12 protein-coding genes are annotated in these 12710 nt (G+C 59.5%); 7 read left to right on the top strand and 5 right to left on the bottom strand.

The window, feature by feature from the left end:
- Nucleotides 1–13 precede the first annotated feature (13 nt).
- The gene (locus tag ACP2YP_RS27525; protein ID WP_426419395.1) at nucleotides 14–1255 is read left to right on the top strand and encodes a glycosyltransferase family 4 protein; all 1242 of its coding nucleotides are present in this window, start codon (nucleotides 14–16) and stop codon (nucleotides 1253–1255) included.
- Between the two features lie 208 nt (nucleotides 1256–1463).
- Here ACP2YP_RS27525 and ACP2YP_RS27520 read toward each other — a convergent pair whose 3' ends face one another.
- From ACP2YP_RS27520 to ACP2YP_RS27510, 3 genes are all read right to left on the bottom strand, one after another.
- A complete protein-coding gene (locus ACP2YP_RS27520) occupies nucleotides 1464–2780 on the bottom strand; it encodes a lipopolysaccharide biosynthesis protein (RefSeq protein ID WP_426419394.1) in 1317 nt (438 codons plus the stop codon).
- A 141-nt stretch (nucleotides 2781–2921) separates the two neighbouring features.
- On the bottom strand, nucleotides 2922–4220 hold the full coding sequence (locus ACP2YP_RS27515) for a hypothetical protein (protein WP_426419393.1): 1299 nt from the start codon (nucleotides 4218–4220) through the stop codon (nucleotides 2922–2924).
- 87 nt (nucleotides 4221–4307) lie between these two features.
- Nucleotides 4308–4694, bottom strand: a complete 387-nt coding sequence (locus ACP2YP_RS27510; RefSeq protein WP_426419392.1) for a glycosyltransferase family 2 protein — start codon at nucleotides 4692–4694, stop codon at nucleotides 4308–4310.
- 314 nt (nucleotides 4695–5008) lie between these two features.
- Here ACP2YP_RS27510 and ACP2YP_RS27505 point away from each other — a divergent pair, with 314 nt between their 5' ends.
- The 3 genes from ACP2YP_RS27505 to ACP2YP_RS27495 all read left to right on the top strand — a co-directional run bounded on the left by ACP2YP_RS27505 (nucleotide 5009) and on the right by ACP2YP_RS27495 (nucleotide 8120).
- On the top strand, nucleotides 5009–6175 hold the full coding sequence (locus tag ACP2YP_RS27505; RefSeq protein ID WP_426419391.1) for a glycosyltransferase: 1167 nt from the start codon (nucleotides 5009–5011) through the stop codon (nucleotides 6173–6175).
- A 432-nt stretch (nucleotides 6176–6607) separates the two neighbouring features.
- On the top strand, nucleotides 6608–7540 hold the full coding sequence (locus ACP2YP_RS27500) for an NAD-dependent epimerase/dehydratase family protein (protein WP_426419390.1): 933 nt from the start codon (nucleotides 6608–6610) through the stop codon (nucleotides 7538–7540).
- Nucleotides 7541–7547: 7 nt separating this feature from the next.
- Entirely contained in the window at nucleotides 7548–8120 is a 573-nt protein-coding gene (locus tag ACP2YP_RS27495) for a sugar transferase (protein ID WP_426419389.1), read from the top strand.
- Between the two features lie 9 nt (nucleotides 8121–8129).
- Here ACP2YP_RS27495 and ACP2YP_RS27490 read toward each other — a convergent pair whose 3' ends face one another.
- Entirely contained in the window at nucleotides 8130–9050 is a 921-nt protein-coding gene (locus tag ACP2YP_RS27490; RefSeq protein WP_426419388.1) for an NAD-dependent epimerase/dehydratase family protein, read from the bottom strand.
- A gap of 43 nt (nucleotides 9051–9093) precedes the next feature.
- Between ACP2YP_RS27490 and ACP2YP_RS27485 the strand changes: the two genes are divergently transcribed.
- The gene (locus tag ACP2YP_RS27485; RefSeq protein WP_426419387.1) at nucleotides 9094–9645 is read left to right on the top strand and encodes a hypothetical protein; all 552 of its coding nucleotides are present in this window, start codon (nucleotides 9094–9096) and stop codon (nucleotides 9643–9645) included.
- 126 nt (nucleotides 9646–9771) lie between these two features.
- Here ACP2YP_RS27485 and ACP2YP_RS27480 read toward each other — a convergent pair whose 3' ends face one another.
- Nucleotides 9772–10053 carry a hypothetical protein gene (locus tag ACP2YP_RS27480; RefSeq protein ID WP_426419386.1) on the bottom strand — a complete coding sequence of 94 codons (282 nt, stop codon included), beginning with the start codon at nucleotides 10051–10053 and terminating at the stop codon, nucleotides 9772–9774.
- Between the two features lie 529 nt (nucleotides 10054–10582).
- Here ACP2YP_RS27480 and ACP2YP_RS27475 point away from each other — a divergent pair.
- A complete protein-coding gene (locus tag ACP2YP_RS27475; protein ID WP_426419385.1) occupies nucleotides 10583–11761 on the top strand; it encodes an ABC transporter substrate-binding protein in 1179 nt (392 codons plus the stop codon).
- A gap of 74 nt (nucleotides 11762–11835) precedes the next feature.
- Nucleotides 11836–12705 (top strand): branched-chain amino acid ABC transporter permease, encoded by an 870-nt coding sequence (locus tag ACP2YP_RS27470; RefSeq protein WP_426419384.1) that lies wholly within the window; start codon nucleotides 11836–11838, stop codon nucleotides 12703–12705.
- Nucleotides 12706–12710 lie beyond the last annotated feature (5 nt).

Raw genomic sequence — 12710 nt, 5'->3', positions numbered from 1 at the left:
GGAATGGTGTTCCTTGAAGTTGCTTGTCGTCAGCCAGTACTTTTGGCCGGAAAATTTCAAGATCAACGATCTCGTGGAAGATCTTGTGGCGCGGGGTCACGAGGTCACGGTCTTGACCGGGACGCCCAGCTATCCCAACCGTAGCGGATTTGCCGATTTCTACGCCGCGCCCGAACGGTTGGGACGATACAAGGGCGCGCGGATCCTGCGCGTTCCGCTGCTGGCTCGATCTGCCGGGCCCGGGCTCTTGCTGAACTATCTGAGCTTCGTCGTGACCGCTTCTCTTCTTGGTCCGATCAAGCTCCGATCAACACCCATCGATTGCATCTTCGTGTTCGAGCCGTCTCCGGTCACGGTCGGCATTCCGGCGATCCTCCTACGTCGGCTGCGCCGGGTGCCCATGGCCTTCTGGGTGCAGGACCTGTGGCCTGAAACGTTGTCTGCCGTCGGCGTCGTGACATCGCCCCGGTTGCTCGGGCTCATCGGCCGTCTGGTCCGGTTCATCTACAATCGCTGCGATCTGATCCTGGCGCAGTCGCGCAGCTTTGTTCCGCGGATTACCGGCAATTGCGATCATCCGGAACGCATCGTCTATTTTCCCAACTGGGCTGAACTGATCTATGAAGCGCGCGATCAGGCTGCTGCGCCCGAGGTCCCGCCGGCGCATGGCAAATTCACGGTGATGTTCGCCGGCAACATCGGTGACGCGCAGGACTTTCCCGCGATTCTCGACGCCGCCGAGCATTTGCGCGGCCGTCCGGGTTTCCGCTGGGTCCTTATCGGCGACGGCCGCATGTCCGATTGGGTCGCTTCCGAAATCAGTCGTCGTGGTCTTGGTGACGTGGTCTTGATGCTTGGACGGTTTGCAGTCGAACGGATGCCGTCATTTTTTCGCCGCGCCGATGCATTGCTCGTCTCATTGAAGTCGGACCCGGTGTTGTCCTCGACGATTCCCGCCAAGCTGCAGACCTATCTCGCCGCCGGTGTTCCAGTTCTCGCGATGATGAACGGCGAGGGCGCGGCACTGGTCCAGCAGGCAGGAGCCGGTCTGGTGTGCCCCGCCGGTGACGCGAAAGGACTGGCCGATGCCGTCGTGCAGCTGGCGAGTTTGACGCCGGATGAGAGGCGCGCGATGGGAGCGCGCGGACGCGAACTTGCAATGTCCGAATTCGATCGCAAGAAGCAGATCGACAAAGTCGTGAGCTGGTTGTCCGAATTGCGCTATTCGGATGACGGGAAGCGGGAGGCGCGTTAATTGGAGCGGCTTCGACCATCGAAGCCCGTCGCCCGATCCGCAGGTCGCAGAAGCAGTTGATCGTCAACGCGTCCGAAGCGTTTACCAGACCCGCGACCCGTTGCGATGTGATCTCACTTCGGTTTAACGATGGTATACCGCCTGCCGTCACCCCAAGACGGACGACAGGATTGCCGCGGCCTTTGTCGGTGCTCGGAGTCCATCGTCATTACAGCGACGTCTTTCGCAGGCTTTTCGGTGTGTGAGACAATAGCCGGCCAACGCGCAAGGGATTTATCAGCCTCGCACTCGCAGTGAGCCCGAAGAATTTTCTGACAAGAAGGACATTCAAGAGCGCTTGTGCGGTCGAACTCGCGGCATATACGGTCGCGACGCCCAAGATCCCGTAGTTGAACATGGCCCAAACAGCCAGCAGCACCGTCAGGCTCGCGATGAGCAACGTGCTGACCATTGCGACCTTCTGCCTGCCCAGGAGAATGAGCGCGTAGCCGGCAACGCCGCCGGCCGAGAATAAGACTTGGCCAAGACCCAGCATGAGTGCGGCGCTGAAGGCCCGCGAATACGCCTCTCCCCAGATCATCAGTATCAAGCTTCGTCCGAAGCCGGCGAACAGGACAAATCCAACAAGCGCCACGAAGGTCGCGCCGGTGGCTGAGAGAGTTAGCAGCCATTGCAGGTACAGGCGGCGGTGTCGCGCCCAGTTGGTCACGATGTGGGGCAGGATCGTGAGCGATACGATCGTGAGCGGGACCGCAAACAGGGCTCCTATTCTCAGAGCCAATCCGTAGCATGCGACGTCTGCAGGTTGGCCGCCGAGCCCCACGACCCAGATGTCGAGCTGGGACGCTGCAACGAAACTCATGGCCGTTACAAGATTTGGCCAGCTTTCCGCGAAAATGTCCGAGGGGGGCGCCGGCGTGGTCGGCACGCGCTGCCAGGTGCGCATTGTTCGTCCCAATTCCACCAGTCCGAGCACGATCCCGGCAATCGCCGCGAGCACGCTGGCGGTCAGAAGGTGCGAGATGGACAGGGGGACTTTGAAGGCGAGCGCAAATACGAGATAGGCGCTCATGATCAGCCCCTGAAGGGCGGGCAGGAACGAAGCAGCCACCATGCGGTAGAGTGCACGATGGATTTCTGCCAGCACGCCAAGCAGAGCGCCGGCTGCAATCATTGGAATTATGAGCGGAACGAGATTCCAGATCTGCGGGCTCAATGGGTTCGCAGCCTGGCCGAAAGCGAATGCACAAATTCCGACCACGCATCCGACAGCCAGGCCAGAGATGATGGACATCTTTATCGTCTCGATGGCGACGGTCCGGGCTCGTCCCGTGTCTCCAACCGCCATCGCGTGTGAGACGATCCCGGGGATCGTCACGGGCAGCCCCAATTGAGCGAGGACAATGCTCACACTGACGACAGCCTGGACGAAAAAGAACACGCCGACGTCGTGCAAACTCAGGCCCAGTGGGAGCAGCAAGCCGATCCCGGCGCCGGTCGCGAGTTGGAGGACTTTGCCGGCCATGGCCGCGCCGCCGGATCGGGCCGCATTTCCTCCGCTCGAAGGTCCGTCCGTCTGGCGTTTGCGTAAGAAGGTCACGGCCGCATCTCTATGATCCGTTGCCCATGCTATCGACGTCTGCCCCTGACTTCGCACGAAAGCTGGCTAGAGCTGATCCTTGGCGGGGTAATGATCCAAAGCGGCGGATGACGAGGGCGACGTTCTGATGGGACTTAGCTGGAAAAAACCGGCAACGAAAATCAGCAAAAGCACCAGGAAGCCGAAAAACGTGTCGGCCGACTGCAACAGTTGATTGTTGGCCGGAAAATAAAAGACCATCGTGTTCAACAGATAAAACATCGATAAGGCAACGACGGATCCCGTCATCAAGAGACTGCGCCATACCAGGCCATAAAGGGCACCAATCATCAGAACCACGATCAATGAACCCGGTACGCCGAAATCCGAGATGAACCACGTGAACGCTGAGTGCCAGGTTGTCCAGAGACTCCAATCGTATTTCTGTTCAATGACCGGAAGAAGCGTGTGGAAGTACCAGCTGTCGCCGAGGAGGACCTTGGCCTTCCTCAAGATGACCATGGAGTTGGTAAGCCCCCACCCGAGTCCATAATCGGTTTCTACCAGCGCGAGGGAAAGTCCATAGTAGCCGACGCCGAGATATCGCGTCACCGTCTCGTAGCCCGAGTACAGCGCCGGCGGAAGGATTCCGTAAATCGCTCCGGATCTCTGCGCGTCGAGATTCAAAAGCGTGAAGTGGCCTATATTGGAGGGGGGATCGCGGAACGAGATGAAGAAGACGAAGATCCACAAGAACAAGGCCGTGCCAACGACCGCGGAGGAGAGCAAGATCCAGATCGTGCGGCGTGAGGTCAGTCCTGAAAAGACGTAATATAGCCCAAAGGTCAGCGGCAGCAGCACCGACAACTGGAATAGACCGCGATTGACGCCGATGTGAGTGTAGATCAGCAAAAAAGTGAGACAGGCGAAGATGTACGCAATCCGGTAGGGCCACCCCAACCGACGCCAATGCTGAATTGCTCCAGTCAGCGCAAGAAAGAACAACGGGCTGAGCAAGGCGAATGCGTACTCGAAATAGGTCCACCATCCTCGCGTGTAATTCCTCGTAACGAAGATATCGTAGTTGTAGTTCGCGCGCGATAGTTGAAGCGAAACCGGTGGAAGGAGCGAGTCGGTTCGCGCTATCGACAAGATCAGCACGCTGAGAACCATGAACAGAATTGCAACTTTGATCGTTGCGGTTTCGCGATGAGTTGCGATGGGCGATCGCCAGGGCAGGGGTGCGAAGGCGCCGCCGATCGCCCCAATTAAGAACAAAGCGATAGCTGCCGTGAGGTAAAGGTAGAGGTATTCCGGATGTTGCACCGGCCAGGGCCACGGGCCGAACCGAAAGGCCAGAACGGTCAATGCAAGATAGATCGTCATGGCAACTGGCGCGCCGGTCAGCCGAAGGGCGCTGAGACGCCCGGGAGTCTTAGGAACCATGTGCGCAGAGCCCTGTAACGATGAGAATCATGACCGCATCAGTTGCTGCGTCGAAAGCGTCCAACCGGGCGGGCGATCGTTTGCTTCAGCTGAAGGGGGGATCTCCGCGCGAACCAGTCTCGACATCGCCTTCGTGTCGTCGTCGCTCAGGTAGCCGAGATATGTTCCGGTCGATGCGTTCCACCATGCCGTCAACGCTGCGACTTGTCCGGCGCTCGATTGCCGTAAGACTTTGACCCTCGAAGGAAGCGTTGCGAGATACTCTCCGGTCGAGTCGGTTGAGCCATCGTCGACGACGATAAATTCGGTATTGCGATAGCTTTGATTGAGTATCGAGTTCACCGTCTCCGGCAGATGTTTGGCGCGGTTGTAGGTGGGCGTCACCAAGCTTATCAGTGGCAGTTCCGTCAACATATGTCTCCAACTTTATCCCTGCCACACCGGAGAGTTGCCGGTGATCCGTGATTACTACAGGCTGGCTATCTGGCGCAATTCCCAGTAAATCATCGAATTCCGCTTTGCGACTTTCGGCTCGGGGGACCCGTTCGCTTTGCGGCCGTCGTGGCTGCGGTCATGGCACGGCGTCGATCTCCGTCGTGCTACTGACACATTTGCCTTGACTCGTAATCGCGTTCCTTTTGGAAGGAAATACTCCGCGCCTGACGTTGCCAAATGTCGATATTGTCGCGACAGTATCGCTCACTTCCTGCGCGCGAAACCAGATCATCATGAAAGTCTTGGCATTTAACAGGCACTATCTGCCGGGCTTCAAAGCGGGCGGTCCGATCAGGTCGCTGGCGAACATGGCGGAAGCGCTCGGCGACGAGATTAGATTTCTCATCGCGACAACCGATCGCGACCTGGGGGACGCCGAACCGTATCCGGAGGTTGATACGAATGCCTGGATCAAAATCGGCAAGGCCGAGGTTCGATATTTTGCGCCCGGAGACATTTCCATCCGGGCCATCCGCGCCCTGATTGAAGAGGTGCGGCCTGACTGCATTTACCTCAACAGCTTTTTCGATCCTGTCTTCAGCTTGCGCGTCCTGATCGCTCGGCGAATAGGTCTTATTCCGCGCATCCCGTTGCTTCTTGCGCCGCGTGGTGAGTTCTCGCTTGGAGCTCTGACACTAAAGAGCCTGAGGAAATCGGCGTACATCAAGGGCGCCTCAATGTCTGGGTTGACGCGCGATGTCATGTGGCATGCTTCGACGGCAATCGAGGCTGAGGATATTTCCCGGGAGATGTCGATCGGCTCGTCTTCGATCGCAGTCGGATCTGATCTGGCCACCGCGCCGCCTGCAAATGCAGCCTCAGTCTGGAAGCCGCGTGAGAGGGGTCGTCCATTTCGCCTCTGTTTCTTGTCCCGCATATCGCCCAAGAAGAATCTGACCGGCGCGTTGCGCGCGGTCGGCCTCGTGAAAGCGAGCATCGTCTTCGATATCTACGGGCCGAAGGAGGACGAGGCCTATTGGGCGGAATGCCAGCAGCTCATTGACGAGCTGCCGCCGAATGTCATTATCGCTTATCGCGGTGAAGTCCCGCATCAGGACATCGCATCGGTCTTTGCTTGCTACGACCTGTTTTTGTTTCCGACTTTAGGCGAGAACTACGGGCACGTCATTTTCGAGGCAATGAGCGTAGGGCTTCCTGTGCTTACCAGCGATCAGACCCCCTGGAACGATCTGCGCGAAGCGGGCGCAGGATGGGCAATCGCGCCAGACCCCGGCAGCGTCGCGGCCTGCATCGATGAGGCGGCGCATTGGACCTTGGCCGAACAGTCCGCAGCGAGAGCTGCGTGTATCCGATATGCTGAACTTATCTTGCAGGATTCGCAAAGCATCGAGCAGAATCGCCAGTTGCTCCTTGCCGCCGCGAGGATTGGTGTCCGGTGATCGACCTCCGTGCCCGATCTCTCGTGAACTCCGGCGCAATGCAGCGCTCTGCAGGGGTGTTCCACCCTGGCCGAACGGGGAACTCCTCGCCGGATGATCATCGCTCCACCGCGGGTATCGCCAATGTCCCGATCCGTTGGCAACTGTCGTGGGGATTAGGGCCGGACTGGCTGCCAGGTTCACGACGATGGAACATATTTCGGTAATTCTGTGCGCGAATCGGGATTCCTAGCTTTGAAACGCCCGGCCGACAATGCTTCGGCTGATTCGTGGCAGGACTGCGGGCGGGCCCACCAACGGCGCTGGGCCGCGTCCGATCCAGCCAGCTCCTCATCAAAATGCTTCGGCGCTTGGTCGTATCGGGCCTTTACCGTGGGTTGCGTATCCGCTTAAGACATTCGGCAGAAGTGGTTAGCGAGTCAGGACAATAGGATGCCGTTTCGGATACTGGTAACCGGCTCTTCGGGCTTTATTGGCGAGGCGGTCTGTTCCGCCTTGTCGTCCGCCGGGCATCATGTTAGGGCGGCGTCGCGCAAGCCGGGCAGAGCGGGGAACAATCTGGAATGGGTGAAATTGCCCGATCTCGAAACCCAGGTGGACTGGCATCCGCTCCTGGAGGGCATCGACATCGTCGTGCATCTGGCCGCAATCGCCCACCGGAGCCGCGTCGATAGCGGCAACTACACGCGAGCCAATCGTGTTGCGACAAAAGGCTTGGCAGAGGCCTGTCAACATCACGCGGTCAAACGTTTGATTTTCATGTCGTCCATCGGTGCCCAGGCGGGCTCGGCCGCAGATGGCCTCGTTACGGAAAATGACAAGGCGTGCTGCCCGGTCACGGCTTACGATCGAGCAAAGCTCGAGGCGGAAGAGGAAATTAAACGCTCTGGCGTGCCATTTACGATTCTCAGGCCCGTGATCGTCTACGGCCCGGGAGCCAAGGCCAATATCGCGTTGATCGTCCGTATTGCGGCGCTGCCCATTCCGCTACCCTTTGGGGCGTTCCGCAATCGACGCTCTCTTCTATCAATTAAGAATCTGTCAGAAGCAGTCTTGTTCTGTCTCAGTGGATCCGCCACGCTGAACCAGACCTTCATCGTTTCCGATCCGGAGCCCATCACTATCGCCGAAATCTTTGCCACGCTAAGAGAAGGAATGGGACGTTCGCCTGGACTCATTTCGATACCGCCGCAGGTACTCAAAGCCATGGTGTTTGCAACAGGGCGCCGGTCGCTTTGGGATCGGATCGGACGGGAGCTCGTTGCAAGCTCTGCCAGCTTGCAGAAGGCTGGATGGTCTCCTCAAGTTGAGACCAAAGCGGGTCTCCGTGCCATAGTCGGGCCGCCGTCGGGATCGTTGGAGTAATTGATCAATGAAGCGGGCGTTCGATTTCGCAGCCTGCGCGCTGTTTCTTTTGATTTCCTGGCCGGTGCTCCTCGTCATCGCCATCGCCATTCGGCTCCACAGTCCGGGTGCGGCGATCTTTGCACAGGTTCGCGTCGGAAAAGACGGGCATCCATTCACCTGTTACAAGTTTCGGACGATGCGTGCGGGAACCGCGAATGTTCCCACCCATCAGGTCGAGGCGTCGTCGGTCACCTCGCTCGGTGAGTACCTTCGGCGTTTCAAGGTCGATGAAATCCCGCAGCTCTACAACGTGCTGGCTGGCGATATGAGTCTGGTCGGACCTCGGCCTTGCTTGCCGTCCCAGGTGGCCCTAGTTGAGGCGCGCAAGCGATTAGGAGTCCTGACGATTCTGCCTGGTATTACGGGCCTTGCGCAAAGCCGGGATATCGATATGTCGGACCCCAAGCGTCTGGCTGAAGTGGATGCCGAATATGTCCGTAGCCAGAGCTTTGCCGGAGATCTGAAGCTGATCTGGTCGACCCTTCGCGGGCATGGCGTGGGAGTCGATCGTGTCGTTCGGGACAAGACTTCTGGCTAGCAACGCGAGCTAGCCGGATCCTGCGTTCAATGACGATCGAGACGGCTTTTTGACCGGCGATTGATCGAACAAGGGGTGAAAGGCCCGGGGCTTCCAACCGAAATCCTGGGACGCAGGTTTCGAATCGAAAATCATGTCCTTCGTCATGCGAGTGCCCATCGCCACATTCGCCGTTGGAAAGAGTGGTTTCGCGAAAACGAAGGCCGCCTTCCAGAGGGCCGCTGGAATCGAGACGGTGCGTTGGGGTACCCCCATTCCTTCAAAAATCCGACCGATCATTTCGCGATAGGTCAGCGTCTCGCCGCCCGGGAGGGAGTAGAATTTGTTCGCAGCGGAAGCGGTTGATGCTGCTGCGATGGCGCCGATAGCCAGATCCTCGGCATGCACTGGTTGTCGGAGGCCCGAACCGCCGCCGACCAACGGCATGAAGCCAAATCGTCGGATGAGACGCGAGAGCGGTGTAATGTTGGTGTCGCGGCCGGGGTCGTAGATCAATGTCGGACGCAAGATCGTCCATTCGACGTCGTTGCGTGCACAAGCCAGCGCGATCTTGTCTTCGGCCTCGGCGAGCCTTCCCAGCAGTTCTCGCTCTTCAGCGACCTCACTGTCTCGCTTGGTCATGACACTGGTGGAACTGAATACGACGATCCGCTTCAGTGAAGGATTGAAGATGTGGGGAAGCGCGTCCGCCAACAGAATGGCATCGGCGGTGCAGTAGAGCGTCGTGAATGCCGGGAAGTTCAGGGCTTCGGGCTTTGCCAGGTCACCGCAAAACCAGTCGACGTCTGCAGCGCTTTTTTGTGATCTGGAGAGGGCGAGCGGCCGTTGTCCGCTCTGCAGCAGCAGCCGGAGAATATGGCCGCCGACCAGCCCCGTGGCGCCAATGACCAGGCATCTTTTTTCGTCCGCCGAACCCATTTCGTAAATCATTTTTTGAGTGATCCAGATTCGCACGCCCGGAGAACAGCGTCCAGTGGCACGCGTGAAGCTCACTCCGCTCCGCGGGTGGCATCAAGCACCCGATCCTCGCAATTCCTTCGGGACTTACCTGCGCCATGTTGCTTCAACGTCGGCAGGCCGTCAATCCGGTGCCGCGATAGAGTCCCCGCCGCGAACTCCCCTCGTCGAGACAATCGAACTGGATCGCGAAAATAGTGTTGAAGCCAAGCGGAATTTAGCGGGACGCCCAGGCAACGAGAGCGTGACATTCACTATCTCGGATGCGACGCGGCGCATGAACGAACTGGCCGTGCAGGGGAAGAAATACGGCTTCATCTTCATCGACCACTGGCACGGATATCAGGCTACAATCGACGCCGCCGAGCTCGCCAAAAAGCTGCGGGTCGATGGCGGTTTCGTCATGTTTCATGATTTCCTCGATCCCGGGAATGCGGATCGGCGGCACGTCTATGGCGTTTACCAGGCCGTGCTCGACCGAATAGTTGACGACGATCGCTTTTCCTTTGCGGGCGTCTCCGGGTGCTGCGCGATCTTTCAGTCTGCCGAGATTCAAAACGCGGGATGAATGTGTAGAAGCTGAGGGATTCAGCCGTGAAGGTTGGCATCATCACAAATCGGTAACGTCTTCGGCGTTCAAGAGGGCGTAACATCATCGTTCGGCCAGTCATGTGACGCGTAATTAAAAGCCCGGTTAACGAACCCCGTCCTTTGCATTGGTCGCTCCGGTCGATTGCTCGGCCCCCGCCTTCTCGCGCTCGGCAGCCGGGACTTGGCGCAGGCGTTGGCGTTCCTTCATCCATGCGTCGTATTGCGGGGTGCCTGGTCGCGGTGGGGCGTCCGCCGGGAGGCCGCCGGCCCATCGCGGGACATAGTCGCCCATGCCGGCCGACAGCTTCTCGTTGACTGTGCCGCAGCCGGACAGGCCCGCGGCAAGCCCGACGAGAAGCAGGAGAGAATGGAAACGCATGGACATCGTGCGGGCGCCGGGATCGGAACGGTGGTCAGACGCCGGATAACCAGCGCTGGGGAATGGTAGCCTTCAACAAGGTAATATTGGCTTATTCGAGGTAGGTATCAAAATACCAAACGAGATGAGCGCCCCGTTTGCCAATGTTCAAATTCTGCAAATGAAAGACGAAATCCTCCATCCACCGCCAGGTCGCGTTTTCTAAACTACGGCCATCGGCTCGCGACAATCTGGCTTGGTCGGAGACCGGGCTTTTTCGTTGACAGGTCCATTTTATTTGTACAATCGTACAAATGGACGCGACCAGGATCGAGGCGCTCGGGTTACCCCGGCGTAACCCCGACATCGCACTCCACACTTGGTCATCCGGGACGCGCGGCTTGCGCCGAATGGTCGCCAAACGTCCGATTGACAATGAGGGCGCGAAAGACGCCTTGTGACGCGCGACATCGCTCGTGCGCGGGTTAAGGTGAGGCAAGGACCGGGCACTCGGTCCGGCGCACAAGAGGTCAGGAATGAAGGGGAGGGACATCTGATGTTCGAACGTAAGATTTTCTCACGGACCGCTGCAGCGGCCGCCATCGCGGGCCTTGCGGCCGTCGCGCCGGCCAAGGCGGAAGACACCGTCAAGGTCGGCCTGATCCTGCCGATGACCGGCGGCCAGGCCTCGACCGGCAAGCAGATCGAGAACGCGATCAAGCTCTATATGCAGCAGAAGGGCGACACCGTCGCCGGCAAGAAGGTCGAGATCATCCTCAAGGATGACGCCGCGATCCCGGACAAGACCAAGACCGCCGCGCAGGAGCTGATCGTCAACGACAAGGTCAATTTCATCGCCGGCTTCGGCGTGACGCCGGCCGCGCTCGCGGCCGCGCCGCTCGCGACGCAGGCCAAGATTCCGGAAGTCGTGATGGCGGCCGGCACCTCCATCATCACCGAGCGCTCGCCCTACATCGTGCGCACGAGCTTCACGCTCGCGCAGTCCTCGACCATCATCGGCGACTGGGCGGTGAAGAACGGCATCAAGAAGGTGGCGACGCTGACCTCGGACTACGCGCCGGGCAATGACGCGCTGAACTTCTTCAAGGAGCACTTCACCGCCGGTGGCGGCGAGATCGTCGAAGAGGTCAAGACGCCGCTCGCCAACCCCGACTTCGCGCCGTTCCTACAGCGCATGAAGGACGCCAAGCCCGACGCGATCTTCGTGTTCGTGCCGGCCGGCCAGGGCGGCAACTTCATGAAGCAGTATGCCGAGCGCGGCCTCGACAAGGCCGGCATCAAGGTGATCGGACCGGGCGACGTCACCGACGACGATCTCCTCAACAACATGGGCGACGCCGTGCTCGGCACGGTCACCGCGCATCTCTACTCCGCCGCACATCCCTCGCAGATGAACAAGGACTTCGTCGCCGCCTACAAGAAGGCGTACGGCACCCGTCCGGGCTTCATGGCGGTGAGCGGCTATGACGGCATTCACCTCATCTACGAGGCACTGAAGAAGACCAATGGTGATACCGACGGCACCAAGCTGATCGAGGCCATGAAGGGCCAGAAGTGGGAGAGCCCGCGCGGCCCGATCTCGATCGACCCCCAGACCCGCGACATCGTGCAGAACATCTACATCCGCAAGGTCGAGAAGGTCGACGGCGAGCTCTACAATGTCGAGTTCGCAACCTTCGAGGCCGTCAAGGATCTCGGCAAGACCAAGAAGTGACGCGCGAAAGCGCGTCGTCCCGGAGCGCGCCCGGAGCGGGCTCCGGCCATGACGACTAACACCAAGCTGAGACGATGACCTCAATCCTCACCAACCTGTTCGATGGCGTTGCCTACGGCATGCTGCTGTTCGTGCTCGCCTGCGGGCTCGCGGTTACACTCGGGCTGATGAACTTCGTCAACCTCGCCCATGGCGCCTTCGCCATGGCCGGCGGCTATGTTTGCATGGTGCTGGTCAACAGGATGGGATGGCCATTCTTCGCCGCGCTGCCGCTCTCGTTCGTCTCGGCTGCAGCGATCGGCATCGTACTTGAACGCACGCTCTACCGTCACCTCTATGCGCGCAGTCACCTCGACCAGGTGCTGTTCACGATCGGACTGACGTTCATGTCGGTCGCGGCCGTCGATTACATCCAGGGCTCGTCGCGCGTGTTCATCAATCTGCCGGCCGCGCTGCAGGGCCAGTTCGACGTGTTCGGCGTCGGCATCGGCCGCTACCGGCTGATGATCATCGTGATCTGCGGCCTGCTCACCATCGGTCTCCAGATGGTGCTGGCCAAGACCCGCTTCGGCAGCCGCCTTCGCGCCGCCGTCGATGATCCCCGTGCTGCGAGCGGCCTCGGCATCAACGTGCCGCAGGTGTTCGCCTTCACCTTTGCCTTTGGATGCGGGCTTGCCGGTCTCGGTGGTGCGCTGAGCGCCGAGATCCTCGGCCTCGATCCGTATTTCCCGCTGAAATTCATGATCTACTTCCTGATCGTGGTCACCGTCGGCGGCTCGTCCTCGATCACCGGCCCGTTCCTGGCCTCGCTCCTGCTCGGCATCGGCGACGTCGCCGGCAAATATTACGTGCCGAAAATGGGACCCTTCGTGATCTACACCATGATGATCGTGATCCTGATCCGGCGCCCGAACGGCCTGTTCGGCCGCACGGCTGCGCGTTGAGTTTG

Origin of the sequence: Bradyrhizobium genosp. A (assembly GCF_049949275.1) — a bacterium.
In the GTDB taxonomy this organism is placed as follows: domain Bacteria; phylum Pseudomonadota; class Alphaproteobacteria; order Rhizobiales; family Xanthobacteraceae; genus Bradyrhizobium.
The sequence above is the reverse complement of the archived record's forward strand: the minus strand, read 5'-3'. Positions and strand labels throughout refer to the sequence as shown.

Coding starts and splice junctions, on each gene's coding strand:
- ACP2YP_RS27520 (WP_426419394.1), bottom strand. CDS start 2,780: ATGGCCGGCAAAGTCCTCCAACTCGCGACCGGCGCCGGGATCGGCTTG.
- ACP2YP_RS27515 (WP_426419393.1), bottom strand. CDS start 4,220: ATGACGATCTATCTTGCATTGACCGTTCTGGCCTTTCGGTTCGGCCCG.
- ACP2YP_RS27510 (WP_426419392.1), bottom strand. CDS start 4,694: ATGTTGACGGAACTGCCACTGATAAGCTTGGTGACGCCCACCTACAAC.
- ACP2YP_RS27505 (WP_426419391.1), top strand. CDS start 5,009: ATGAAAGTCTTGGCATTTAACAGGCACTATCTGCCGGGCTTCAAAGCG.
- ACP2YP_RS27500 (WP_426419390.1), top strand. CDS start 6,608: ATGCCGTTTCGGATACTGGTAACCGGCTCTTCGGGCTTTATTGGCGAG.
- ACP2YP_RS27495 (WP_426419389.1), top strand. CDS start 7,548: ATGAAGCGGGCGTTCGATTTCGCAGCCTGCGCGCTGTTTCTTTTGATT.
- ACP2YP_RS27490 (WP_426419388.1), bottom strand. CDS start 9,050: ATGATTTACGAAATGGGTTCGGCGGACGAAAAAAGATGCCTGGTCATT.
- ACP2YP_RS27480 (WP_426419386.1), bottom strand. CDS start 10,053: ATGTCCATGCGTTTCCATTCTCTCCTGCTTCTCGTCGGGCTTGCCGCG.
- ACP2YP_RS27475 (WP_426419385.1), top strand. CDS start 10,583: ATGTTCGAACGTAAGATTTTCTCACGGACCGCTGCAGCGGCCGCCATC.
- ACP2YP_RS27470 (WP_426419384.1), top strand. CDS start 11,836: ATGACCTCAATCCTCACCAACCTGTTCGATGGCGTTGCCTACGGCATG.